We start from the raw sequence: 23,958 nt of genomic DNA, 5'->3' as shown, positions 1-23,958 counted from the left end.
ACCTTGATAAAATCATATAATTTCGTCTCTTATTTCGATATTTAATTAATTTATTAGATAATTAAAATTTAAAAATAGTTTATATTTTTGCCAAAAAACTCAAAAATTTATCCAAAATTTATACTTAAAATTATAATATTCAATCTCAAAATTATGCTATAAAATTAAAATAGTAATTTTAATAACCAAATTAGGAGAAAATATGAGATTTAAAAGCTTATTTAAACTCTCTCTTGCAGCAAGCATAGTAGTTTGTGCAAATGGGGCAGACGAGAGCGTATTAAGCGGAGTTGAGGTAACAAGTAGTAGTGGCGGATATGGCGTTGATGACATCAAAATTTCAACCAGAAATGCTGGCCTAGTAAAAGACGTGATGAGAGATATTCCCGGTGTTTATGTAGGCGGCACAAACGGCATGAATCAAAAAATTTACATGAGGGGCGTTAGTGACCGCGGTCTAAATATCACGATAGACGGCGCAAAACAAAACGGAAATACCTTTCACCACAACGCCGACTTACTAATCGATCCAGATCTTATAAAAGCTGTTGATGTCGAGGTTGGCTCAAGATCAGTGGTAAACGGCTCAGGTGCACTTGGTGGCTCAGTTGCCTTTAAAACGGTCGATGCAAAAGACTTGCTAGAAAGTGGTGAGATCATCGGTGCAAAGATAAAGACAGGATATGCTTCAAATAACAGCGAATTTTCACAAGGTCTTATGCTCTTTACTGCACCAGTTGAAGGGCTTGATTTTATAGCCGCTATTAATCACAAAGGCTACGACTACGGCAAAAGCGGCAATAAAAGAAAGATAGGCGGCGATGGAAACGATCTTAGCTATCTTTTAAAGCTTGGTTACAGTTTCCTTGATGCACATAGAATTTCTATCTCAAGAGAGCACAATGAATTTAAAGGCATGTATCCAATGAGAGCCGAGTTTGGTAGCTGGTATACTGGTCAATTTCCTGTTGATAATCGTAAATATGAGCGAGATACGACGACGCTAAAATACGAGTATAAACCAAGTGATCTTCTAAATTTAGATGTAACGGTATACAACACTGAGCATAAAAAAGATGATCCAGTCTTAAAAATTTTAGGCGTAAAAACAAACGGCATAAACGCAAAGGCTAAAAGCGTAGTCGAGACCGGTGCTTTGACACAGACGTTTAGATACGGCGCTGAGTTTTACCAAAGTAAAAATTTTAACAAGCCAGATAACCACTACCCAGAAAAGGTAAATAACTACTCTATCTACGCAGAAGATGCGCTAAATTTTAGTTCGTTAACTGTTACTCCAGGCATCAGATACACCCATCACGAGCTAAAAAGCTACGATGGTAGAGCCGGAAATGTAAAGAGCTACACTTATAAATACAATGAATTTGCCCCAGCACTTGCACTTGATTATGAGATACTTAAAGGTCTTAACGCTTTTGCAAGCTATGCAAGAGTCTTTAGAGGGCCTGATGTCATGGAGTCTATGTATGCTAGTAGGGCAGAAAATTTTGAAGCCAACAAAAATCTAAAAGCTACAACTGGAAACAGCTACGAAACTGGTCTTAAATATCATGGTGATATAAGCGAAGCTAGTTCATATAGCCTCTCTGCAAAATACTTTATGACAAAATATAAAAATTTAATAGTTGATAACAACGCAGCAAATGGAGCTTTAAAGAGGATAAACGCTGGCGGGGCTGATATAAGCGGCGTTGAGCTACTTGCAAGGCTAAATTTAGACGCACTAAGCCTAGCTGCTAGCTACACTCATCAAAGTGTAAAATATAAAGATAGGGTATTGACGTCTTGTCGGCGAGGAACTGTTGGGCCTTGCTATTCGACCTCAAACGTCATCGGCTACCGCGATCAGGGCGATAAATATACATTTAACGCAGAGTATGCATTTTCTAGCATTGATACGCTAGTAGGCTACAACCTAATCTACTTTGCATCAAAGAATACCATCTCGGCTGGTGATGACAAAAATGTTAATATACCAAGCTACTCAGTTAGCGATATCTACGCTACCTATTCACCAAGCAGCGGCAAATTTAAAGGCCTTGAGATAAATGCTGGAATTTACAACCTCTTTAACAAAGCATACGCTTCACAGTCTCAAAGAACGGCTGATTATACAGGTGACCCAAACTACGTAGACTGGGAGCCAGGTAGAAATTTCAAAGTAAACGTATCTTATAAATTTTAACTTCAAGGCAAGGTGAGAACCTTGCCAAATTTCTCTTTTATATAAAAATTCTAGCTTTTTTCACAATGCTGTTTGTTTTAAAATTAATATAGTATCATTTTGGCGACTAAACTTTTTTGGGAGAAAAAATGAGGCAGAAGCACTTTGAAGTGGTAATTGTCGGAGCAGGCATTAGTGGGACGGCGCTCTTTTATGAGTTGGCTGCATTTAGCGACATAAAAAAAGTCGCACTTTTAGAAAAATATGACGGTGTAGCTACTCTAAATTCAAACGGCAAAGGCAACTCACAAACCATTCATTGTGGCGATATCGAGACAAACTACACACTAGAAAAAGCAAAAAAAGTCTCTCGTGTGGCAAATATGCCAGTAAAATATGCTCTAAAATACAATCTTAATGGCAAGTATATGTTCGCTCATCAAAAGATGGCACTAGCTATCGGAGATGCTGAAGTAGAGCGCATGAAAGAGCGATATGAGAGTTTTAAAGAGCTTTTTCCTTACCTTGAAATTTATGACAAAGAGAAGTTAAAACAAATCGAGCCAAACGTCGTTTTTGACGCAAATGGCAATGAGAGGCCAGAAAACATCATCGCCATAGGCACGCAAAATGGGCAGTTTACGACGATGGACTTTGGTGGCTTAGCAAACTCACTTGTGCAAAATGCGCTAAATTTAGGCGCAGATGGCTACGAGATCAGTCTAAACTCAGAAGTAACTGATATAAAAAAGGCTGGCGATACATTTCACATAAAGATAAATGATGGCGAAGCGATCACTGCAAACTACGTTGTAGTAGATGCTGGAGGACACTCGCTATTTTTGGCTCATAAAATGGGTTATGGGCTTCATCTTAGCACACTGCCCGTTGCTGGAAGCTTTTACTTTGCAAAAAAACGCCTGCTAAATGGCAAAGTCTATATGGTACAAAACGATAAGCTACCATTTGCTGCGCTTCACGGCGATCCAGATATCCTAGCTAACGGAAACACTCGCTTTGGGCCAACAGCTCTAGTCATACCAAAACTAGAGAGATACCACGGCTATTCAAGCTTTTTTGACTTTTGTAAATGTCTAAAATTTGATAAAAATGTCTTTGAAGTCTTTACAAATCTCTTAAAAGATAGTGACATCAGATCTTATATTTTAAGAAATTTCTTATTTGAAGTGCCATTTATCAATAAAAAAGAATTTGTAAAAGACGCTAGAAAGATCGTGCCAAGCCTAAGTGAAAACGATCTGAGCTATGCTGTAAATTTTGGTGGCGTAAGACCACAAGTTATCGACCGCAATAAAAAGTGCCTTGAGCTTGGCGAAGGCAAGATAAGCACAGGCGAGGGCATAAGTTTTAATATGACTCCAAGCCCTGGGGCTACGAGTTGCTTTGAAATAGCAAGAACTGATATGATCGAAGCCTGTAAATTTTTAGGTAAAAAATTTAACGAAGAGAAATTTAATGCCGAGTTTTTTGAATAAAAATGGGAGTATTTGATATTTTTAAAAAAGGTGCGGATATGCCAAAAACAGCACAACAAAGAAAAGATGAGAGCATAAAAATTTTAAAAAAAGAGGGCGTGGCTGTGCTTGAGAGTCTGCCACTAAGGTATGACAATAGTGAAGTTACGCCAAGAAGCATTGACGAGATCATTGCTCGTGCGGTTTGCTCATTTACGGCCATTATGTGTGCTTGCACTATCCGCGACAATGGCCACCTAAGTGAAGATGAGATAGCTTGGGCTAAAGACTTTTTGGGCGATTTTTATGATGACCTAAGTGTAAAAGAAAAAGAGGTCGTAGAGGGCAGAGCCGATATAAATTTGGCCGTAAATATGGGCTGGAAGTATGAGTCGCTTTGGATCTTACTTTGGGCGCTTGGCATAGCTAAAGATATCGGTAAGATGGATAAAATTTGCGACTGTGATTTTGTGATGGATGTCTTTAGAGAGGGTGGGCTCAAAAAGCGCTCAAAACTGCGCAGTTTGGATGAAATTTTAAGCAAACTTGACCTAGTTTATCGCTATCACTGGGCGTGTGTGGACGCAAGGATAAATGGTAAAAAGGTTGCTGGACTTGACGAAGAGGTCGTTATGGAAAGACGTGCGGGGCTTGAGTGGTTATGCTGCAAAGGTTGGGAAAATGACGACTTAAGAGCTGAATTTAACGCTTGGGACTACCCTGATCTAAATACGTAAATTTACATTTTTGCACTAAAATAAGCCAAAAATGAAAGGAAAAATATGAAAATTTTAGTAACTGGAACAGCTGGATTTATAGGATTTCACCTTGCAAATGCCCTTGTGGCACGTGGCGATGAGGTCGTCGGATATGACGTGATAAATGACTATTACGACGTAAATTTAAAGCTCGCGCGCCTAAAAACGGCAGGCTTTGACACGAGCGAGATAGACTATGGCAAGCTTATCGTCTCAAAAACGCATCCGAATTTAAAATTTATAAAAGCAGATCTCGCCGACGAAAAGACAATGAAAGAGCTTTTTAGCAAAGAAAAATTTGACGTAGTGGTAAATTTAGCTGCACAAGCTGGCGTTCGCTACTCACTCATAAACCCAAAAGCCTACATCGACAGCAACATCACAGGCTTTATGAATATCCTCGAATGCTGCCGCCACAATGAGATCAAAAATTTAGTCTATGCAAGCTCTAGCTCGGTTTATGGCCTAAATGAAAACATGCCATTTTCTACGCACGAGGCGGTAAATCACCCTATAAGCCTCTACGCAGCGACCAAAAAGAGCAACGAGATGATGGCGCACACTTATAGCCATCTATTTAATGTGCCAACGACTGGACTTCGCTTTTTTACGGTGTATGGACCATGGGGACGTCCTGATATGGCGCTATTTTTGTTTGTTGATGCTGCGCTTAAAGATAAAACTATCGACGTCTTTAACTACGGCAAGATGAAGCGCGATTTTACCTACGTGGACGACATCGTAAAGGGCATCATCAAGTGCATCGACAACCCTGCTAAGCCAAATCCAGCTTGGGACGCAAAGCACCCAGACCCTGCCACTTCAAAAGCGCCGTTTAAGGTCTATAATATCGGTAACAACAGCCCAGTCGAGCTCATGGACTACATAAAGGCGGTTGAGATAAAGATCGGCCGTGAGATCAAGAAAAATTTCCTCCCACTTCAAGCAGGCGATGTGCCAGCAACATTTGCTGATGTGAGCGACTTGGTGGCTGACTTTGACTACAAGCCAAACACAAAAGTAAACGACGGCGTAGCTAAATTTGTCGAGTGGTATTGCGAGTTTTACGGAGTTAAGATTTAAGGGACGCAGATGAGGCGATGCGAATGGGCAAAAGGCGAGCTTGATATAGCTTACCACGATAACGAGTGGGGCAAAGTCGTAAAAGATGATAGAAAATTTTTCGAAATGATAGTTTTGGAGGGCTTTCAGGCGGGACTTTCGTGGCATGGAGTGCTTCAAAAAAGAGAGGCCATGAGAGAGGCGTTTGATGGCTTTGATCCAGAGAAGATCAAGTTTTACGGCGAGGCTGAAATAGCTAAATTTATGCAAAATGAGAGGCTGATCCGTAATAGATTAAAACTAAAATCACTCGCTATAAATGCCCTTGCATTTTTATCCGTAACGCAAGAATTTGGTAGCTTTTATGACTATCTTTGGGGATATTTGTTAAGAAAATTTGACCCAAAATTTGACGGCAAGCAGATCATAAATCACTATCAAGATATCAAACAAGTGCCAGCCACTACGCCTATGTCAGACTTTGTGGCAAAGGAGCTAAAAAAACGAGGGTTTAAATTTCTAGGCTCTGTTAGCACCTATGCATTTTTGCAAAGCGTGGGCGTTGTAGACGATCATATGGATTATTGTTTTTGCAAGGCAAAAGCTTGATTAGAATAATTTTTGCGGTTTTAGCCCTTTTAAATTTTGCATTTTCTCTTGACCTGCTGCGACTTAGCGAGTATAAAGATCAAAATGTCAGTGGCTGGCTAGCTAGCGAGAAGCTTGATGGCGTGCGTGCCTACTGGGACGGAGAGAATTTACTCTCAAGACAGGGCAAAAAGCTAAATGCACCGCTAAGTTTTACTAAAAATTTCCCAAAATTTGCGCTCGATGGCGAGCTTTATGCTAAAGAGCTTAAGTTTGAAGAAATTCAAGCAACAGTGATGGATAAGTTGCCAGATAAAAAAGCGTGGGGCAGGCTTAAATTTTACGTTTTTGACGTGCCTGAGGCAAGTGGTGGCTTAATTGCTAGACTTGAAGTTTTGGCCAAATTTTTAAAAAATGAGCCAAATCAAAATTTGATCATCATAAAACAGATAAAAATGCGAGATAACGCTCAATTTTTAAAATTCACAGAGGACATTATTGTAAAGGGCGGAGAGGGAGTAGTCGTGCGTGAGCCAAATACGCCGTACGAGCGAAAAAGAAGTAAAAATGCACTTAAATTTAAGAAATTTAAAGATGCCGAGTGTGAAGTAATTGCTATAAATAAAGGTAGCGGCAAATACGTAAAATTTGCTGGTTCGCTCACTTGCAAAGCGCTTGGTGGCAAAGATAACGAAGAAAAAATTGGCGAGCCAAAATCTGGCACTGTCTTTAAAATAGGCTCAGGACTAAGCGATGAAAAGCGCAAAAATCCCCCAAAAATAGGCTCTATCATCACATATAAATTTCAAAATTTAACAGCCAATGGCAAGCCAAGATTTCCAATATTTTTAAGGGTTAGAGAGGATTAAATTTCATTCAAAGCCTTGCTTTACTTTTGCTTTACCCTATTTTTGATAAAATTAACCACTTTTTACGAAAGGCTTAAACTTGAAAATTTTAGTAACAGGTGGTGCTGGATACATCGGCAGCCACGTAGTAAAAGCACTTTTAAAGCAAGGTAAAGATGAGATAACCATCATCGACAATCTTTGCAAGGGTTCACAAAAAGCACTTGAAGCACTCCAAAAAATAGGAAATTTTAAATTTATAAACGCAAATTTAGAGGATGATCTAAATGAAATTTTTGCAAATGGTAAATTTGATGCGATCATCCATTTTGCAGCGTTTATAGAGGTCTTTGAGAGTATGAGCGAGCCGCTAAAATACTATCTAAACAACACCGCAAACGTTGCAAGGGTGCTAAGATATGCAAAAACTTACAATGTAAATAAATTTATATTTAGCTCAACTGCCGCAGTTTACGGCGAGCCAGACGTGGCAGAAGTTAGCGAAACAATGCCTACAAACCCTATAAATCCATACGGCAGAAGCAAACTCATGAGCGAGCAGATCATCAAAGATTACGCCGCTTCAAATGAAAATTTCAAATTTGCAATACTTCGCTATTTTAACGTCGCAGGCGCAGACGAAGAAGGGCTTATCGGCCAAAACTATCCAAACGCTACGCACCTTATCAAAGTAGCTGTGCAAACTATACTTGGCAAGCGCGATAGCATGGGTATCTTTGGCGATGACTACGCGACAAAAGATGGTACATGCGTTAGAGATTACATTCACGTTAGCGACCTAGCAGACGCCCACATAAGCGCACTTGAATATATCAGCCAAAATGGCAGCGAAACTTTTAACGTGGGATATGGCAGAGGATTTAGTGTAAAAGAGGTCATCGAGACCGCAAAAAAAGTAAGCGGAGTAAATTTTAAGGTACTAAATGCGCCAAGAAGGGACGGTGACCCAGCTATCCTTATCTCAAACGCAAGCAAACTACGCTCACTAACAAGCTGGAAGCCAAAAAGAGATGACCTAGCGCTCATTATAAAAACCGCCCTTGAGTGGGAAAAGAAAATTTAAGGATAAACATGAGAGTGGCAGTAATTGGAACTGGATACGTTGGACTAGTAAGTGGTGCATGCTTTGCTAAGATGGGCAACAGTGTGATCTGCGTCGATGTTGATGAAAAAAAGATCGAGGCACTAAAAAATGGTGTCGTGCCGATATATGAGCCAGGACTTGCTGATATTGTGAGTGATTGCTACAAAAATGGCTCGCTTAAATTTAGTACGCAGATAACTGAGGCGCTGGAACATGCGGATGTGCTATTTATCGCGGTTGGCACACCTATGGGCGCTGATGGACAGGCGGATTTAAAATATGTCCTCTCGGTTGCCAAGTCTATCGGAGAAAATTTAAGCAAACCACTAATCGTAGTCGATAAATCAACCGTCCCGGTGGGCACTGGAGCCAAGGTGCACGAGGTGATCGAGGCTGAGCTTAAAAAGAGAAATGTAGAGGTTAAATTTGAAGTAGTCTCAAACCCAGAGTTTTTAAAAGAGGGCGCGGCGGTTGAGGATTTTTTAAAGCCAGATCGCGTAGTTATCGGAGCTAGTAGCGAGTGGGGCTTTAGTGTGATGAGAGAGCTTTATGAGCCATTTATGAAAAATCACGACAGGCTCATTTGTATGGACGTAAAATCAGCCGAGATGACAAAATACGCTGCAAATTCGATGCTGGCAACAAAGATAAGCTTTATAAACGAGATAGCAAATATCTGCGAACGCGTGGGTGCTGATGTAAATTTAGTAAGAAAAGGCATCGGTAGCGACTCAAGGATCGGATATAGCTTCATCTATCCTGGCTGCGGATACGGCGGTAGCTGCTTTCCAAAAGATGTCGAGGCACTCATCTATACAGCTAGGCAAAATGGATTTGAGCCAGAGCTTTTAAACGCGGTCGAGTCAAGAAATAAGGCTCAAAAAAGAGTGCTGTTTGATAAAATTTATAACTTCTTTGGTGGCGATCTAAAGGGCAAGACGATCGCGCTTTGGGGGCTTGCGTTTAAACCAAACACGGACGATATGCGCGAGGCTAGCTCGCTAACTTTGATAAAACTTTTGGATGAAGCTGGCGCAAAAGTGGTCGCTTACGATCCAAAAGCGAGCGAAGAAGCTAAAAAATATATGCCAAATTTAGATATAAAATACGCTAAAAATAAATATGATGCGCTTAATGGTGCCGATGCAATGGTGCTTGCAACCGAGTGGAGCGAGTTTAGATCTCCTGATTTTATGGAGATCAAGGAGAGGCTAAAAAATGCTGTCATATTTGACGGACGAAATCAATACAACGCTAAAATTTTAGCTGAGCATGGATTTAAGTATTTTCAAATCGGAGTAAAGGCATGAGAAAATTTTTACTTTTTATCGCAGCTTGCGTGCTTCCCTTTGCACTTTTAGCAGGCGAAAACACGCCAAAAACCGAGGAAAATATCTTTGAGCTACCTATCTCAAAGATGCCGCCTGATTATTTTAAATACGAAGTCGCATTTTTTAAAGAGATAGAAATCGACTGCAACTTCGCCTTTTTGCTCGGTGGAAAGCTCGAGGAAAAAGAAGACGCACACGGGATTTATTACGAATTTAACGGCGGGGATGAGCTAGCGCAAACGATGATGCTATGCAAGGACGGAAATAAAAAGAGGCGGGTCTATTATGAATTCACTAAAATTTTACCAGGCGTTAGCCCTATTAGAATCATAATTCCAAAAGGTGTAAGTGCGGAAATAAGAATGTATGAACGCGTAAAAAAGATAGAAGCAAAAAAGAAAGGAAAAAATAAATGAAAATAGCAGTAGTAGGACTTGGATATGTGGGGCTTCCACTTGCAGCAGCTTTTAGCGAAAAGTACGAAGTAGTAGGCTTTGACGTAAACACAAAGCGTATAGAGGAGCTTAAAAGTGGGTATGATAGAACGCTTGAGCTTAGCAGCGAGCAGATGAAAAAAGCGATCGATAATGGCATGAAATTTAGCCTAGATTTAGATGATATTAGAAGTTGCAACTTCTTCATCGTGACCGTTCCAACTCCGATAGATAAGAACAAGCGCCCTGATCTAACTCCAGTCGTAAAAGCGACTGAGAGTGTGGCAAAAGTGCTTAAAAAGGGCGATATCGTGGTCTATGAAAGCACTGTTTATCCAGGCGTTACAGAAGAAATTTGCGTGCCACTTCTTGAAAAAAGTGGGCTTAAATTTAACAAAGATTTCTTCTGCGGCTACTCTCCAGAGCGTATAAACCCAGGTGACAAAGAGCACACTGTAACTAAAATCAAAAAAATCACTAGCGGCTCAACTCCAGAGATCGCTGATAAGGTCGATGAAATTTATCGCTCGATCATCACAGCTGGCACTCACAAAGCTTCAAGCATCAAGGTAGCAGAGGCTGCAAAGGTCATCGAAAATACTCAGCGCGACATTAATATTGCCTTTATAAATGAGCTTGCAATGCTATTTGAAAAGCTTGGTATAAACACAATTGATGTGTTAGAAGCAGCAGGCACGAAGTGGAATTTCTTAAATTTCCGCCCAGGCCTAGTTGGTGGTCACTGCATCGGCGTGGATCCATACTACCTAACTCACAAAGCTCAAGAGGTAGGTTACCATCCGGAAATGATCCTAGCGGGTCGCCGTATCAACGACGATATGGGTAAATACGCAGCTGATCAGGTGATAAAACTAATGATAAGAAAGGGTGTTTTGATAAACAAAGCTCGCTTGCTAGTGCTTGGCATGACATTTAAAGAAAACTGCCCAGATATAAGAAATTCTCGCGTTATAGACGTGGTTGATGAGCTAAAAGACTTTGGCTGCAAGGTCGATGTGACTGATCCTTGGGCTGATAGCGCTGAGGTAAAACACGAGTACGGCTTTGATCTAGTGAAAGAGTATAACCTAGATGACTACGACTGCATCGTGATCGCCGTAGCTCACAATGAGTTTAAAAAGCTAAATTTAAAAGGCCATTTAGTTTATGATATAAAAAATATCTATCCAGAGGCTGATGCTAGGCTGTAAGGAATTTAGTGCACAAAGTAAGCGTAAATTGTAAAATTTTACTTATATTTCTAGCTGCTTATCTGTTTGGATTTGTGGCTAGGATGCTCTGGGTATTGTGGGCAAAGGAGATGCCAGAGTTTTACTTTAATGGCGAGTTTATGCTTACGACAAATGATGCCTACTATTATGCAGAAGGTGCTAGAGATATGCTGGCTGGCTTTCATCAGCAAAATGACTTTAGCCCCTTTAATCACCCAATCTCAACTATAGTTTTTTATATTTGCAAAATTTTTCCTTTTAAGATCGAAAGCGTGATGTTTTACATGAGCGTCTTTTTAGCTCCTCTTATCGCACTTCCAGTTGTTTTGATATCAAATGAGTTTAAGGCGCTAAAAGCTGGGGCTGTGGCAGCGTTTATGAGCGTTATCTTGCCAAGCTATCTTTCAAGGACATCGCCTGGATATTTTGATAGCGACATGTTAAATGTCACATTTGCGCTTTTTATCATCTATTTTTTGATCAGGCTTTTAAACACAAATGAACAAAAATTTATTGTTTTGCCTGGAGTCTTTGTGTCGCTTTATCTTTGGTGGTATCAAAGCTCATATGCACTTATTTTAAGTATTTTCTTTATGTTTTTACTATATACGCTAGTTTTTATGCGAGATAGATTGCAAAATTATCAAGCGATATTTTTTATGTTTATAAGCATCGTAAGCTCAAATGCTTTTACTAAAGATCCACTAATAGCAAATAAAATTTTGGTTTTTAATTTAGCAGTTATTGCCTTATTTTTCTCTCTTTTTTGCAAATATAAAAATTTACTCTCAGCTAGAAATTTAGCCATTTTTCTTACTTTAATGCTAGCTATTTTTATCTATTTTGGTGGTTTTGATTTCATTACTTCAAAAATGGGTATTTATGTTTTTAAAGGCAATGAAATTCTTAGCGATAAATTTCACTTTATAAATGAGCATAATTTTATCAGTGAAGTAAAAAGTGCTAGCCCTTTATATTTTATCTATTTCATGTCAGGAAATATTCTTATATTACTGACAGCTATTATTGGATACTTGCTACTTTGCTTTAAATTTCGTCCATTTTTACTTACTTTGCCAATGCTTGGACTTGGACTCCTCTCTTTTTTTGGTGGAGTTAGATTTGTTATGTACGTAACACCACTTGTTGCACTTGGTTTTGGGTATTTCTTGTATTTTTTTTTAAATTTATTTGATCTTAGAAATTCTATTAAAAATTTATCACTTTTGGTTTTTGTCGTAGCCGCTCTTGCTATAAATTTAGATTTTGCTTATTTATATAGGCCAAACACTGTGATTAGCCGTGATGAAGCAGTGGCGCTTGATGAACTCAAAAAGGTCACAAAGCGCGATGACTATATCTTTTCATGGTGGGATTATGGTTATGCTATAAGGTATTTTGCTGATGTTAGGACGCTAAATGATCCTGGTAGACAAGGTGGTGAAAATAGTTATTTTGTTAGCCTTGCTTTGAGAAAAGGCCAGGCATTTTCAGCTAGACTTGCAAGAGCAGCAGTTACGTATAACGACATCTCACTTGAGCAAAATACTAGGCTGATAGAAGAGATTTTAAAAGACTACAACACAAGCGATGTAAATACTTTTTTAAATCAGCTTGAAAATGAAAATTTTTCTCCGCCGGTGGCAAAGAAGGCGGTTTATTACTATCTTGTGCCTAATATGATTGACATCGCACCAAATATCTTTAGATATAGCTATATCGACGTCGCAACTGGCAAAAAACAAAAAGAGGATTTTTATCATGTTAGTGCATTAAATGGCATTAGCGAAGCTGGTATTGACCTAGGAGATGGCTATACTTTGCCTACAAATGAGCAAAAATTTATCATACATAACGGCGAAAAAATAGCTGTAAAATCATTTTATAAAGTAAAAGGATCCGGAAGAGATTTGCGAATAGATGAAAAAATCATAGATAAAAATGCCAAAATTTATGTGGTTTTTTTGGAAGATTATGCGCGGATATTGTTGCTTGATGAAAATGCTTTTAGCTCATCTTTTGTGCAGCTTTTTATATTTGAAAAGGCCGATGAGAGATACTTTGAGCCATTTGTCATCTCAAGTGGCGTAAAAATTTATAGGTTAAAAATCTAATGCTAATCAATCTAATAAGCTCAATCGTTGTTTTTGTCGTATCAATGGGCATAAATTTCTTTCTTACGCCATTTATTTTAAAAAGCCTTGGTAACGAGGCTTTTGGCTTTGTGGGTCTTAGTAACGCGATCGTTAGCTACGCAGCAGTCATAAGTGTAGCCATAAACTCGGTTAGTGGGCGCTTTGTCGCTCATGCGTGGCATAAAAAGGATCTAAACCTTGCAAACACCTACTACTCGTCTGTACTTGTTGTAAATATTTTCTTTTGTGCCGTTGTAGTGGTGCTTAGCTCGGTTTTTATCATAAATTTGCAAAGTTTTTTAAATGTCCCTGAAAATTTACTCTTTGACGTGAGAATGACCCTTGTTTTTTACTTTATAAATTTCTGTATCGGCTTATTTAACGGCGTTTTGACGGTCTGCGCCTTTGTGACAAATAAACTCTATCTGCTCTCCATTAGAAATGCTATCTCAAGTGCGATCTTGGCACTTTTGATCGTCGCACTTTTTTACTTTTTTAAGCCATTTATTTCTTACATCGCTATTTCAGCACTTGTGGCGAGCCTTTTTGTCTTTTTTAGCACCATTTTTATGTCAGCTCGCATCACACCGGAGCTAAAATTTAGCCTTAGTAAATTTGACTTTTCTAAGATCAAAGAGCTTTTAAGCTCTGGCATTTGGAATAGCTTTAATGCGCTAAATCGCATACTTTTAACGGGCATGGATCTTTTTATCTGCAACATTTTCGTAAATGCAAATGCCACAGGACTTCTTTCAGTTGCAAAGGCCGCTCCTATCATACTTGAGAGCTTTGTGGCACAGCTTAGCGGTATCTTTGCGCCAAAATTTGTCGAGCTTTACTCAAAAAATTTGATCACGGATCTCATAAAAGAGGCTAAATTTTCAATGAAGGTGATCGCCTTTGTGATGAGCGCTCCAGCAGCGTTTTTCGTCGTTTTCGGGCTTGATTTTTACACGCTTTGGCTACCTTTTAAAAGCGCAGATGAGGTTAAATTTATCTACAACGTCTCGATGATCACGCTTGTGCCGATCGTATTTATCAGCTTTGTTTTTTCGCTTTTTAACCTTGATAGCGCGACAAACAAGCTTCGCCGACCAGCCATTGCCAACACTATCCTTGGAGTTAGCACGATCATAGCGCAGATCGCACTGCTTAAATTTAGTGACTACGGCGTTTATGGTATCGTCATCGTCGCAGCCATTTTTTATAGCATAAGAATTCTCGGCTTTGATCTCATAAATGCCGCTTTAAATTTAGAGGTGAAGCTCACCACATTTTATGGGGTTTATTTTAAAAATTTAGTCGTTTTTGCGCTCTGCGTGCTTATGATGTTTGCCTGCAAGGACTTTGTGAGTTTAGATAACTGGCTAAAATTTACTATCTTTGCTGCGATATACGCCGGCGCAGCTTATGTTTTGGGATATTTTTTGTTTTTTAATGCCTTCGAGCGAAGCATAGTCTGGCGTAAAATTTTAAAAAAATTTAAAAGGTCTTAAATGAATGAAATTTACCTGATCTCTTTGGCAAAAGATACCAAAAGGCGCGAGCTTTTGCAGCAAAAATTTAGCTCTTATGATAGCTTTAAGCTAATAGACGCAGTCGATGGCAGGGAGCTAAGTGCAAGGGAATACTATAAGATCATTTCGCCATCATTTAAGGCTTATGGCAAAGTTTTAAGCCCAGCAGAGGTTGGCTGTTCGCTCTCGCACATCAAAGCCTACGAGGCGTTTTTGGCAAGTGAGGCTAAATTTGCCCTTATCTTTGAAGATGATGTGATAGGGGGTGATCAGGCGATAAAAGAGGCATTTTTGGCAGCTAGTAAGATGCCTGAAAGTAGCGTGCTAATATGTGGCATGCAAGATGGGCTAGAGGGCAGGTTTAGTGCCTTTGGTAAAAAGGTGGATACTAGCCTAAGTAAGCCACTTTGGCGGGTCTCAAAGCACTCAATGTCAAGCATTTATAGAGCAGGGGCTTATGTGCTAACTAAAAAAAGTACTAAAAATTTGCTCGAAATTCATAAACGTGCGCTTTGCACGACTGATGTTTGGGACTATTTGCTAGGCGTTAATGATATGCAGATGTATTTTTGCGATCTCTTTTCGCATCCAACAGATCTAAGTGGCTCAAACATCGAGGGAGAGCGTCTTGAGAGAGGATATAGCGCAAATTTAAAGGCCTATATTAAAACATTTAAATTTATACTTTTCTCAAGGCTTGAAAAGCTTCAAGGTTATGAGAGAATTTTTAAAAGGGACTAGATGAGTGAGCCATTAGTCAGTATCGTAACCGCAACCTACAAGCGCCCTGAGCTTTTAAAGAAGGCTCTAAAAAGCGCTCTATCTCAAAGCTATGAAAACTTAGAGATCATTGTTACAGATGACGGAGATGACGAGAGTGCGAGTGAAATTTGCAATAGTTTTAACGACGCAAGGATCAAATTTGTAAAAAACACAGCCCATAACAAGAGTCCAAATGGCAACAAAAATAATGGCTTTGATAATGCTACAGGCGAGTTTATCTGCTTGCTTGATGATGATGATGAGCTTTTGCCAGAGGCGATTGCTGAGTGCTATGAAATTTTAAAAAGTGGCGAGTATTCGTGTGTTTTTGCGGACGCTATCTGCGAAAAAAATGGCGTGATGACTGAGGTGATGGCTGGTAGAAGCCCGTATAATAAGAGTGGGGCGATGAGCAAGGTGGATTATCACTGCGGGCGGATAAATGGCGAGTATTTTAAGCTTTTTTCACGTGAATTTATAGATGATTTTAGGTTTGATGAGAGCAGTTTTGGTGGCGAAAATGAGCTTTACATCTGTTTTTTTGAAAAAAGTGTCTTCTATCTTAAAAAGCCACTTTACATCTACCGCATCGCAAGAAGCGATAGTGCTACGCTAAATGCCGGCAAACACGCGCTAAATGTGGCAAACGCTTACATCAAAACAGCAAACTTGCACTACGACATCGCTATCAAAAATGAGCCAAAATTTCTAGCTATGCAGTATAAAAACGCCGCTTACTACGCCAAAATAGCAGGCGAATATGGTCTGATGCTAAGATGTATCTTTAAAAGTCTTAGCATTAAATTTAGTAAAGAGGCGTTTATTTTTTTGCTACTTAGCCTGCTTCCAAGTGGCATTTTACCAGCGCTTTCAAAGCTACGTGTAAAGATAAAGCAAAGGTTTGGCGTATGAAGGTTTTATTTGTCACATCAACGCTTAGAAGTGGCGGTGCGGAGCGAGTCTGTGCGGTGATCGCATCAAGATTTAGCATGGATCATGATGTAAGCCTTGTTAAATTTGACAAGGACGAGCCATTTTACGAGCTGGCAAGTGGCGTGAAACTCATAAATTTAGGCGTTGGGGCTGATGAGCTTGGCTTGATTGGAAATTTAAAAAAGAGAGTTTTAAAGGTGCTTGCTTTAAGAGCGCTCATAAGAGAAGGTAAATTTGACGCAGTGATATCCTTTTTAGACGCTGTAAATACCCTGGTGCTCTTTAGTTCAGCTGGGCTAAAAACGCCTATTATAATAAGTGAGCACACAAACTACCTTGCGCCAAAAAGAGCCATTTTTAAGGTGTTAAGACGCCTTAGCTACCCATTTGCAAATGCACTTAGCGTCTTAAGCGACGAGGATCTTGGCCACTACTCGAAATTTTGTAAAAATGTGATGAAAATTTACAACCCACTCTTTGAGGAGGTGCGCAGTGAGAGCTTTGATAAAGAAAATTTAATCATCTTTGTTGGCAGACTAAATAAGATAAAAAACTGCGAAATGTTTGTAAGAGTGGCTGCAAACTTAAAGCAAAGTAGCTATAAATTTGCCGTTGCTGGAGATGGTGGCGAGAGGGCAAATTTAGAAAATTTAGCCAAAAATTTAGACGCTGATGTCGAATTCTTAGGCAACGTTAGCGACATCGCCTCACTTTATAAAAGGGCAAAGGTGCTGATCTCTTGCTCAAATTTCGAGGGTCTTGGCAACACCTTGATAGAGGCGATAAACTATGATTGCGTGAGGGTTGCGACAAGAACTAGCGGGGCAAAAGAGCTTATAAAAGATGGCTTTGATGGCTTGCTTTGCGAGGTAAATGACGATAGGCAGATGAGTGAGAAGCTTGCAAAAATGATGCAAGATGAGGCAAAAATGGGCGAATTTGCCAAAAACGCAAGAGCTAGACTTGATGAGTTTAGCGTGGAGCAAATTTATAAAAAATGGCTGGAGCTTTTAAGGCTTGGAGGTGTGAAGTGAAAATTCTTTTTGTCATCGCCGCACTTAGAAACGGTGGGGCTGAGCGCGTGCTAAACGTGCTTGCAAATGAGTTTTGTAAGGACAATGAGATCACTATCGCCCTGCTTGAAGAGGATCTTGGACTTTATAAATTTAGTGAAAAGATAAAGATCATAAACCTTAATGTGAGTGGCTCTGGGCTGGCCTTGAAATTTAAGAAAATTTTGGCTCTTAGAGCGCTTTTTAAGGAGCAAAGGGCTGATCTCATAATGAGCTTTATCGACTGGACAAATGTCGCTTGCGTGCTGGCAAATTTGGGGCTAAAGAGCAAACTAATAGCAACCGAGCACCACGAGCATAGCTACTTAAAAAGCAAAATCACAAGCGCTATGCGTGACTTTTCGTATAAATTTGTAGATGGTTTAAGCGTGCTAAGTAAAAGCGACTACGACTACTATAAATTTGCCAAAAATCGCGAGGTCATACATAATCCACTTTTTATCGACGTGCCTGAAATTTGCGAGAAGCAAAACGTCATCTTAAGCGTGGCAAGGCTGGAGGCGGTAAAGGGCTATGATATCTATTTTGAGGCGCTTAGTAAGGTAGATAAGAGCTTGCTTGATGGCTGGGAGATAAAGATCGCAGGCAGCGGCAGGCAAGAGGCGCAGCTAAAAGAGATGGCCTCAAATTTAGGGCTTAATGTCAAATTTCTAGGTCACATGAGTGATGTTAGTAAGCTTTACAGCGAGGCAAAAATTTTTACTCTTTGCTCACAAAGCGAGGGGCTTTCAAACGTATTAATAGAATCAGGCGCTTTTGGTTGCGCTAGGCTAAGTAGCGACACCGTGGGTGCAAGGGAGCTTATAAATGACGGCGTGGACGGGCTCATCTTTAAAAATGGCGACACAGATGATCTAAAAGATAAGCTTGAGATGCTTTTAAAAGATGAAAATTTAAGACAAAAACTAGCAAAAAACGCCAGTAAAAATGCAAATTTATTTAGCAAAGAAAATATCATCAAGCAGTGGCGAGAATTTATAAAAAAGGTTGTTAGCAAGTGAAAAAATTAGCCGTTTTTTTATACTCTATGGGACCTGGTGGGGCTGAGCGAAATGTGGCAAATTTACTGCCATTTTTGGTTAAACGCTATGAAGTTCATCTCATCTTAATGAGTAAGGTCATCGCCTACGAGATCCCAAGCGAGGTGCAGATCCACTTTATAGAAAATAGCGATCCTTACGAGAGCGGACTAAAGAAGCTCGCAAGGCTCTTTTTAGCGATGCCAATGCTTGCCTTTAAGTATAAAAATCTTTGTCAAAGCTTAAACATCGACACGCAGTTTGTGCTGATGAACCGCCCTTGTTATATTGCTGGGGTTGCTAGGATTTTAGGGCTAAAGGCTAGGTTAGTTATCAGTGAGCGAAGCTGTCCGTCGATCCTATATAAAAACGATCTAAGCGGCAGGGTTAATAAATTTTTACTCATTCATCTTTATAAAAAAGCTGATCTAATCCTCGCAAATGCAGCTGGCAATAAAGAGGATCTGGTGCGAAATTTTGGTATGAGCGAGGCAAAGACAAAGGTGCTTTATAACGCCCTTGATCTAAAAACTATAAATTTGCTAAAAGATGAGCCACTTGAGAGCGACTTTAAGCCATTTTTCATAAACATAGGCCGCCTTGATAGCGGTAAAAATCAAGCCATACTAATAAAAATAATAGCTTCTATCAACGACCCTCGCGCCACGCTTGGCATCCTTGGCAAAGGGCCTTTAAAAGATGAGCTACAAAATTTGATAGATAAATTTGGCGTTAGTGATCGAGTAAAGCTTCTTGGCACTGATAAAAACCCATTTAGGCATATAAAAAACGCCTCTTGCTTGCTTTGTGCATCGCGTTTTGAGGGCTTTTCAAATGTCCTGCTTGAAGCACTAGCATGCGAAAAAACAATTATTTCGACCGAGCATAAGAGTGGTGCAAAGGAGCTTTTGGGCGAGAGCGAGTTTGGCATTTTGGTGCCTGTTGATGATGAAAATGCGATGAAAGAGGCGATGATAAAGGTGCTTAATGCGCCTAAAATAAGGCAAAATTTTGAAAAGGTTGCGTATAATCGGGCTAAATTTTTTGATAGTGAAAATATAGCGAGCGAGCTTATAAATTTTTTGGAAAATCCTAATGAATAGAAATTTATTTTTTAAAAATTACTCTTTATACTTGATGATATTTGTCGCAGTCCTCTTTGGCATGGTTTGCAGGCTTTACTGGGTCTTTTGGGCGAGCGAGTATCCAGTCTTTTTCTGGAACAACGAGCTAATGATCAGCACAAACGACGGCTACGCATTTGCCGAGGGCACAAGGGATATGCTGGCTGGCTTTCACCAAGAAAATGACCTTAGCTACTACGGCTATCCGCTTTCCACACTTACTTACTGGATCGTGAAATTTCTAGGCGTTAAGCTTGAGACGGTGATGATTTATATGAGCGTATTTTTCTCATCGCTTGTGGCTGTGCCAGTTATCCTGATCGCAAATGAATACAAACTAAAAATGGCTGGCTTCATCGCTGCGCTTCTTGCAGTGGTTGCAAATAGTTACTACAACCGCACGATGGCAGGATACTACGACACTGATATGCTCATCATCCCACTTAGCGTCTTTGTCGTCTGGGGGCTTGTTAGGGTGCTTGAGAAAAAGGACGCAAAGAGCCTAATAATCGCACCTTTAAGCGTGCTTATTTATATGTGGTGGTATGCGAGCGCATTTTCGCTTATTAGCATTTTAACTGGGCTATTTTTACTTTACACGCTCATTTTTGATAGGAAAAATCCACTTTTTTACCTTGAAATTTCGCTGCTTTTACTTGCCATTTCAAATCTTGATCTAACGCTTAAATTTATCGCTATCGTCGCTATTTATGCGTTTTGTCTTTTTAAAAAAGAGGTGATAAATTTAAAAATTGCTCTTGGTATTTTGGCATTTGTTTTTATTGTTTTTGTAATTCGTGGCGGACTAAATCCGATTATTTTTCAGCTTAAATTTTACGTCTTTAGAGATGCGCCTGAAGTTGGAGGCATGAGCTTTCACTTTTTTAATGTCAATCAAACCATCCAAGAGTCAAGCATCGTTGATTTTACGCTATTTTGCGAGAGGATCAGCGCAAATATCATCACATTTTTGATCTCACTTGCTGGCGTTGCTCTTTTTTGCTACAAACACCGCTCATTTGCCGTCTCGCTTGGCATGCTTGCACTTGGCTTTTTAGCATTTAAAAGTGGCCTTAGATTTACTATTTATGCTGTGCCTATTATGGCGCTTGGCTTTGGCTATTTGGTGGAGTTTATACTTTCAAATTTAAAGCTAAAAGGAGCGGTACTAAATCTTGCGAGAGCCTTTATAACCATGCTTGCTCTTACTCCAGCGCTCATTCATATCTATGGTTACAAGGCTGAGCCAGTTTTTGTACACAAAGAGGTTGAAATTTTAAATAAGCTAAAAGGTATCGCAGGACGCGAGGACTACGTGGTTGCGTGGTGGGACTATGGATATCCGATCAGATATTACAGCGATGTTAAGACGCTCATTGACGGCGGAAAGCACCTTGGGCGTGAAAATTTTGCCGTGAGTTTTGCGCTTGGAAGCGATGAGATGAGCTCGGCAAATATGGCAAGGCTTGATGTTGAGTACACAGAGCGAAATTTTAAAGAGCGATTTAATGGCAATTTGGCTCAAATTTTAAAAGAGAGAAATGCAAGCATCGATCAGTTTTTTAGCGATATAAAAAAGGCAAATTTTAGCTTGCCAGCAAAGACTAGGGATATTTACTACTACTTGCCAGATAGGATGCTTGGTATTTTTCCGACCATTTTGCAGTTTAGCAAGATCGATCTAAAAAGCGGTAAAAATTTAAACAACGGCCTTTTTATCGTCACAAGAGCGATCTCGCAAAATGAAAATGGCATTAGGCTAAATGGTGGATTTACGCTCACAAGTGATGTCACAAATTTAATCTATGATGGCAATATCTTGCCTCTTAAATATTTCATAGAGACTGATTATAACGAGGCTGGCAAGCTAAATGTCAAAGAGTATAAAAATAACGAAAGCTCAAATATTTCTGTCATTTTTATGAGGGATTACAGCAGGTTTATCATCCTTGATGAAAGTATTTTAAATAGCACATACATCCAGCTTTTTGTGCTTGAAAGGTACGATCCAAAAATTTTTGAGCCAGTCATACTTGATGGGGCGGCAAAAATTTATAAGCTAAAGAGGTAAAAATGGCAAGGATAGGGTTTTTAAGCCACGCTGACATGAGCATACACTTTTTTAGACGACCTATTATGCAGGCTTTAAAAGATATGGGACACGAGGTCTTTGCTATCGCTCCAAAGGGCGACTTCACAGGCGAGCTTGCAAAGAGCTTTCACGCTGTTACCTACGAGCTTGATAAGGCGAGCCTAAATCCGCTAACTGTTATAAATAACTCTAAAAAATTATCTCAAATTTTGGGCGAGCTAGATTTAGACCTGCTTCAAACTGGCGCTCACAAGTCAAATGTCTTTGGCACGTTTGCCGCTAAAAACGCTGGCATAAAGCACGTGATAAATTTGGTTGAAGGCCTTGGTAGCTTTTATATTGATGATGATCTTAAGACAAAGGCTGTGCGTTTTGTCATGGAGAGCCTTTATAAATTTTCCTTTGCAAAGGCCGATGCTTGCGTGTTTGTAAACGACTCGGATGCTGATTATATGATCTCTCGTAATTTGATAGATAAAAGTAAAGTTTACCGCATAAAAAGTGTCGGCGTAGATACTACTAAATTTGATCCAGCTATCACGCAGGCAGCTGATCTTGGCGATAAAAAAGTCATTTTAATGATCGCAAGGGCGATGTGGCACAAGGGTGTTCGAGAATTTTACGAGGCAGCTGAAATTTTAAATGGCTACAAAAACTGCGAATTTGTCTTTGTGGGCGAGGGTTTTAGTGGCAATAAATCAACCGCAGATGAGAGCTTTTTAAAAGGTGGCAAGGTACGTTATCTTGGCGCTAGAAACGATATCCCGCAGCTTTTAAAGACTTCTTACTTACTAGCACTTCCTAGCTACAAAGAGGGTTTTCCAAGAACGGTTTTAGAGGCGATGAGTATGGCTAAAGCAGTCGTTGCAAGTGACGTGACAGGCTGCAATGAAGCAGTAAAGGATGGCTATAACGGACTTTTATGCAAGGTAAAAGACGTAAATGATCTTGCTGGAAAGATAAAAATTTTGCTTGATGACGAGGCGCTTTGTGCTAGACTTGGACAAAACGGCAGAAACTGGGCGGTTAGTGAGTTTGACGAGAAGCAAATCGCAAAAAGATATATAGAAATTTATAGGAAATTTACAGATGTATAGAAATTTTTTAAAGAGGGTGATTGATATTTTGGGGGCTTTGTTTTTACTCATTTTAACGTCGCCTATCATTATAGCAACGGCGATTTTTATCTATTTTAAGGTAAGTCGTGATGTCATTTTTACGCAGGCAAGACCAGGTCTTAATGAGAAAATTTTTAAAATTTATAAATTTAAGACGATGAGCGATGAGCGTGACGCAAATGGCGAGCTCTTGCCAGATGAGCAGCGTCTTGGTAGATTTGGCAAACTTATCCGCTCGCTTAGCCTTGATGAGTTGCCACAGCTCTTTAATGTGCTAAAAGGCGATATGAGCTTCATCGGACCAAGGCCGCTTTTAGTTGAGTATCTGCCCATCTATAACGAAACACAAAAGCACCGCCATGACGTACGTCCAGGTATCACAGGGCTAGCGCAGGTAAATGGCAGAAACGCCATAAGCTGGGAGAAAAAATTTGAGTACGACGTCTATTACGCTAAAAATTTAAGCTTTATGCTTGATGTAAAGATCGCTTTAATGACCATCGAAAAGGTACTAAAACGAAGTGGCGTCAGCAAAGAGGGGCAGGCGACGACGGAGAAATTTAATGGTAAAAACTAAGAAAATTTACATCTACGGAGCAAGCGGTCACGGTCTTGTGGTCGCTGACATCGCTAGAGATAATGGCTATGATGAGATAGTTTTTTTAGATGATGCTAGCGAGCGTAAATTTAGCCCAGAGCTTGAAAAAGCTGACATCATAATAGCCATTGGCGAAAACAAAACTAGGCAAAAGGTCAGCCAAAAGGTAGAGGCTGCTGGCTTTGAGATAGTAAATTTGATCCATAAAAGTGCGGTTGTGAGCGAAAGTGCTGCGATAGAAAAAGGCGTAGTTGTCATGCCAAATGCCGTGATAAACGCAAAAGCTCACATAAAAGAGGGTGCTATCATAAATTCTGGCGCGGTGATAGAGCATGAGTGCGTGATAGGTAAATTTGCTCACATCAGCCCAAATTCAGCCCTTGCTGGAAACGTTAGCGTGGGCGAATTTACGCATGTTGGTATTGGCTCAAACGTCATTCAAGGCATAAGTATTGGCAAAAACTGCATCATCGGCGCTGGAAGCGTGGTCGTTAGAGATATAAAAGATGACACAAAGGCTTACGGCGTGCCAGCGAGCGAGCGCGCTAAGATATAAATTTAAAAATAAG

At 39.9% G+C, this 23,958-nt stretch carries 21 protein-coding genes; all 21 read left to right on the top strand.

What is annotated here, in order from left to right:
* The first annotated feature begins 202 nt into the window (after nt 1-202).
* The 21 genes from CVS93_RS07805 to pglD all read left to right on the top strand — a co-directional run bounded on the left by CVS93_RS07805 (nt 203) and on the right by pglD (nt 23,945).
* Complete coding sequence (locus CVS93_RS07805) at nt 203-2,206, top strand: TonB-dependent receptor domain-containing protein (protein WP_107687204.1); 2,004 nt, start codon at nt 203-205, stop codon at nt 2,204-2,206.
* A gap of 128 nt (nt 2,207-2,334) precedes the next feature.
* Entirely contained in the window at nt 2,335-3,681 is a 1,347-nt protein-coding gene (locus CVS93_RS07800; protein ID WP_107687203.1) for an FAD-dependent oxidoreductase, read from the top strand.
* A gap of 38 nt (nt 3,682-3,719) precedes the next feature.
* Nucleotides 3,720-4,397, top strand: coding sequence for a DUF4272 domain-containing protein (locus CVS93_RS07795; protein WP_234400112.1), 678 nt, complete (start codon nt 3,720-3,722; stop codon nt 4,395-4,397).
* 45 nt (nt 4,398-4,442) lie between these two features.
* Nucleotides 4,443-5,501, top strand: coding sequence for an NAD-dependent epimerase (locus tag CVS93_RS07790; RefSeq protein WP_107687201.1), 1,059 nt, complete (start codon nt 4,443-4,445; stop codon nt 5,499-5,501).
* A 9-nt stretch (nt 5,502-5,510) separates the two neighbouring features.
* Nucleotides 5,511-6,089 (top strand): DNA-3-methyladenine glycosylase I, encoded by a 579-nt coding sequence (locus tag CVS93_RS07785; RefSeq protein WP_107687200.1) that lies wholly within the window; start codon nt 5,511-5,513, stop codon nt 6,087-6,089.
* Entirely contained in the window at nt 6,089-6,937 is an 849-nt protein-coding gene (locus CVS93_RS07780) for a DNA ligase (RefSeq protein ID WP_107687208.1), read from the top strand. The genes CVS93_RS07785 and CVS93_RS07780 overlap by 1 nt, the downstream gene beginning before the upstream one ends.
* A gap of 79 nt (nt 6,938-7,016) precedes the next feature.
* Entirely contained in the window at nt 7,017-8,000 is a 984-nt protein-coding gene (gene galE, locus CVS93_RS07775; RefSeq protein WP_107687199.1) for a UDP-glucose 4-epimerase GalE, read from the top strand.
* 8 nt (nt 8,001-8,008) lie between these two features.
* Nucleotides 8,009-9,331 (top strand): UDP-glucose dehydrogenase family protein, encoded by a 1,323-nt coding sequence (locus tag CVS93_RS07770; RefSeq protein WP_107687198.1) that lies wholly within the window; start codon nt 8,009-8,011, stop codon nt 9,329-9,331.
* Nucleotides 9,328-9,768: an ecotin family protein gene (locus CVS93_RS07765; protein ID WP_107687197.1), complete on the top strand. Its 441-nt coding sequence runs from the start codon at nt 9,328-9,330 to the stop codon at nt 9,766-9,768. Before CVS93_RS07770 ends, CVS93_RS07765 begins: the two co-directional genes overlap by 4 nt.
* Entirely contained in the window at nt 9,765-10,997 is a 1,233-nt protein-coding gene (locus CVS93_RS07760) for a nucleotide sugar dehydrogenase (protein WP_107687196.1), read from the top strand. Before CVS93_RS07765 ends, CVS93_RS07760 begins: the two co-directional genes overlap by 4 nt.
* A gap of 8 nt (nt 10,998-11,005) precedes the next feature.
* Entirely contained in the window at nt 11,006-13,132 is a 2,127-nt protein-coding gene (locus tag CVS93_RS07755; RefSeq protein ID WP_107687195.1) for an STT3 domain-containing protein, read from the top strand.
* Complete coding sequence (locus CVS93_RS07750) at nt 13,132-14,649, top strand: MATE family efflux transporter (protein WP_107687194.1); 1,518 nt, start codon at nt 13,132-13,134, stop codon at nt 14,647-14,649. The genes CVS93_RS07755 and CVS93_RS07750 overlap by 1 nt, the downstream gene beginning before the upstream one ends.
* A complete protein-coding gene (locus tag CVS93_RS07745) occupies nt 14,650-15,411 on the top strand; it encodes a glycosyltransferase family 25 protein (RefSeq protein ID WP_107687193.1) in 762 nt (253 codons plus the stop codon).
* Complete coding sequence (locus CVS93_RS07740) at nt 15,412-16,344, top strand: glycosyltransferase family 2 protein (RefSeq protein WP_107687192.1); 933 nt, start codon at nt 15,412-15,414, stop codon at nt 16,342-16,344.
* The gene (locus CVS93_RS07735; protein ID WP_107687191.1) at nt 16,341-17,399 is read left to right on the top strand and encodes a glycosyltransferase; all 1,059 of its coding nucleotides are present in this window, start codon (nt 16,341-16,343) and stop codon (nt 17,397-17,399) included. Before CVS93_RS07740 ends, CVS93_RS07735 begins: the two co-directional genes overlap by 4 nt.
* A complete protein-coding gene (locus CVS93_RS07730) occupies nt 17,396-18,439 on the top strand; it encodes a glycosyltransferase (RefSeq protein ID WP_107687190.1) in 1,044 nt (347 codons plus the stop codon). Before CVS93_RS07735 ends, CVS93_RS07730 begins: the two co-directional genes overlap by 4 nt.
* Complete coding sequence (locus CVS93_RS07725; protein WP_107687189.1) at nt 18,436-19,560, top strand: glycosyltransferase; 1,125 nt, start codon at nt 18,436-18,438, stop codon at nt 19,558-19,560. The genes CVS93_RS07730 and CVS93_RS07725 overlap by 4 nt, the downstream gene beginning before the upstream one ends.
* Complete coding sequence (locus CVS93_RS07720; protein ID WP_107687188.1) at nt 19,553-21,652, top strand: STT3 domain-containing protein; 2,100 nt, start codon at nt 19,553-19,555, stop codon at nt 21,650-21,652. The genes CVS93_RS07725 and CVS93_RS07720 overlap by 8 nt, the downstream gene beginning before the upstream one ends.
* 2 nt (nt 21,653-21,654) lie before the next feature.
* On the top strand, nt 21,655-22,770 hold the full coding sequence (gene pglA, locus CVS93_RS07715; RefSeq protein WP_107687187.1) for a N,N'-diacetylbacillosaminyl-diphospho-undecaprenol alpha-1,3-N-acetylgalactosaminyltransferase: 1,116 nt from the start codon (nt 21,655-21,657) through the stop codon (nt 22,768-22,770).
* On the top strand, nt 22,763-23,368 hold the full coding sequence (gene pglC / locus CVS93_RS07710) for an undecaprenyl phosphate N,N'-diacetylbacillosamine 1-phosphate transferase (RefSeq protein WP_084109486.1): 606 nt from the start codon (nt 22,763-22,765) through the stop codon (nt 23,366-23,368). Before pglA ends, pglC begins: the two co-directional genes overlap by 8 nt.
* Complete coding sequence (gene pglD / locus CVS93_RS07705; RefSeq protein ID WP_107687186.1) at nt 23,355-23,945, top strand: UDP-N-acetylbacillosamine N-acetyltransferase; 591 nt, start codon at nt 23,355-23,357, stop codon at nt 23,943-23,945. The genes pglC and pglD overlap by 14 nt, the downstream gene beginning before the upstream one ends.
* Nucleotides 23,946-23,958 lie beyond the last annotated feature (13 nt).

It is taken from the genome of Campylobacter concisus (genome assembly GCF_003048535.1).
GTDB classification, from domain to species: Bacteria; Campylobacterota; Campylobacteria; order Campylobacterales; family Campylobacteraceae; genus Campylobacter_A; species Campylobacter_A concisus_S.
The sequence above is the reverse complement of the archived record's forward strand: the minus strand, read 5'-3'. Positions and strand labels throughout refer to the sequence as shown.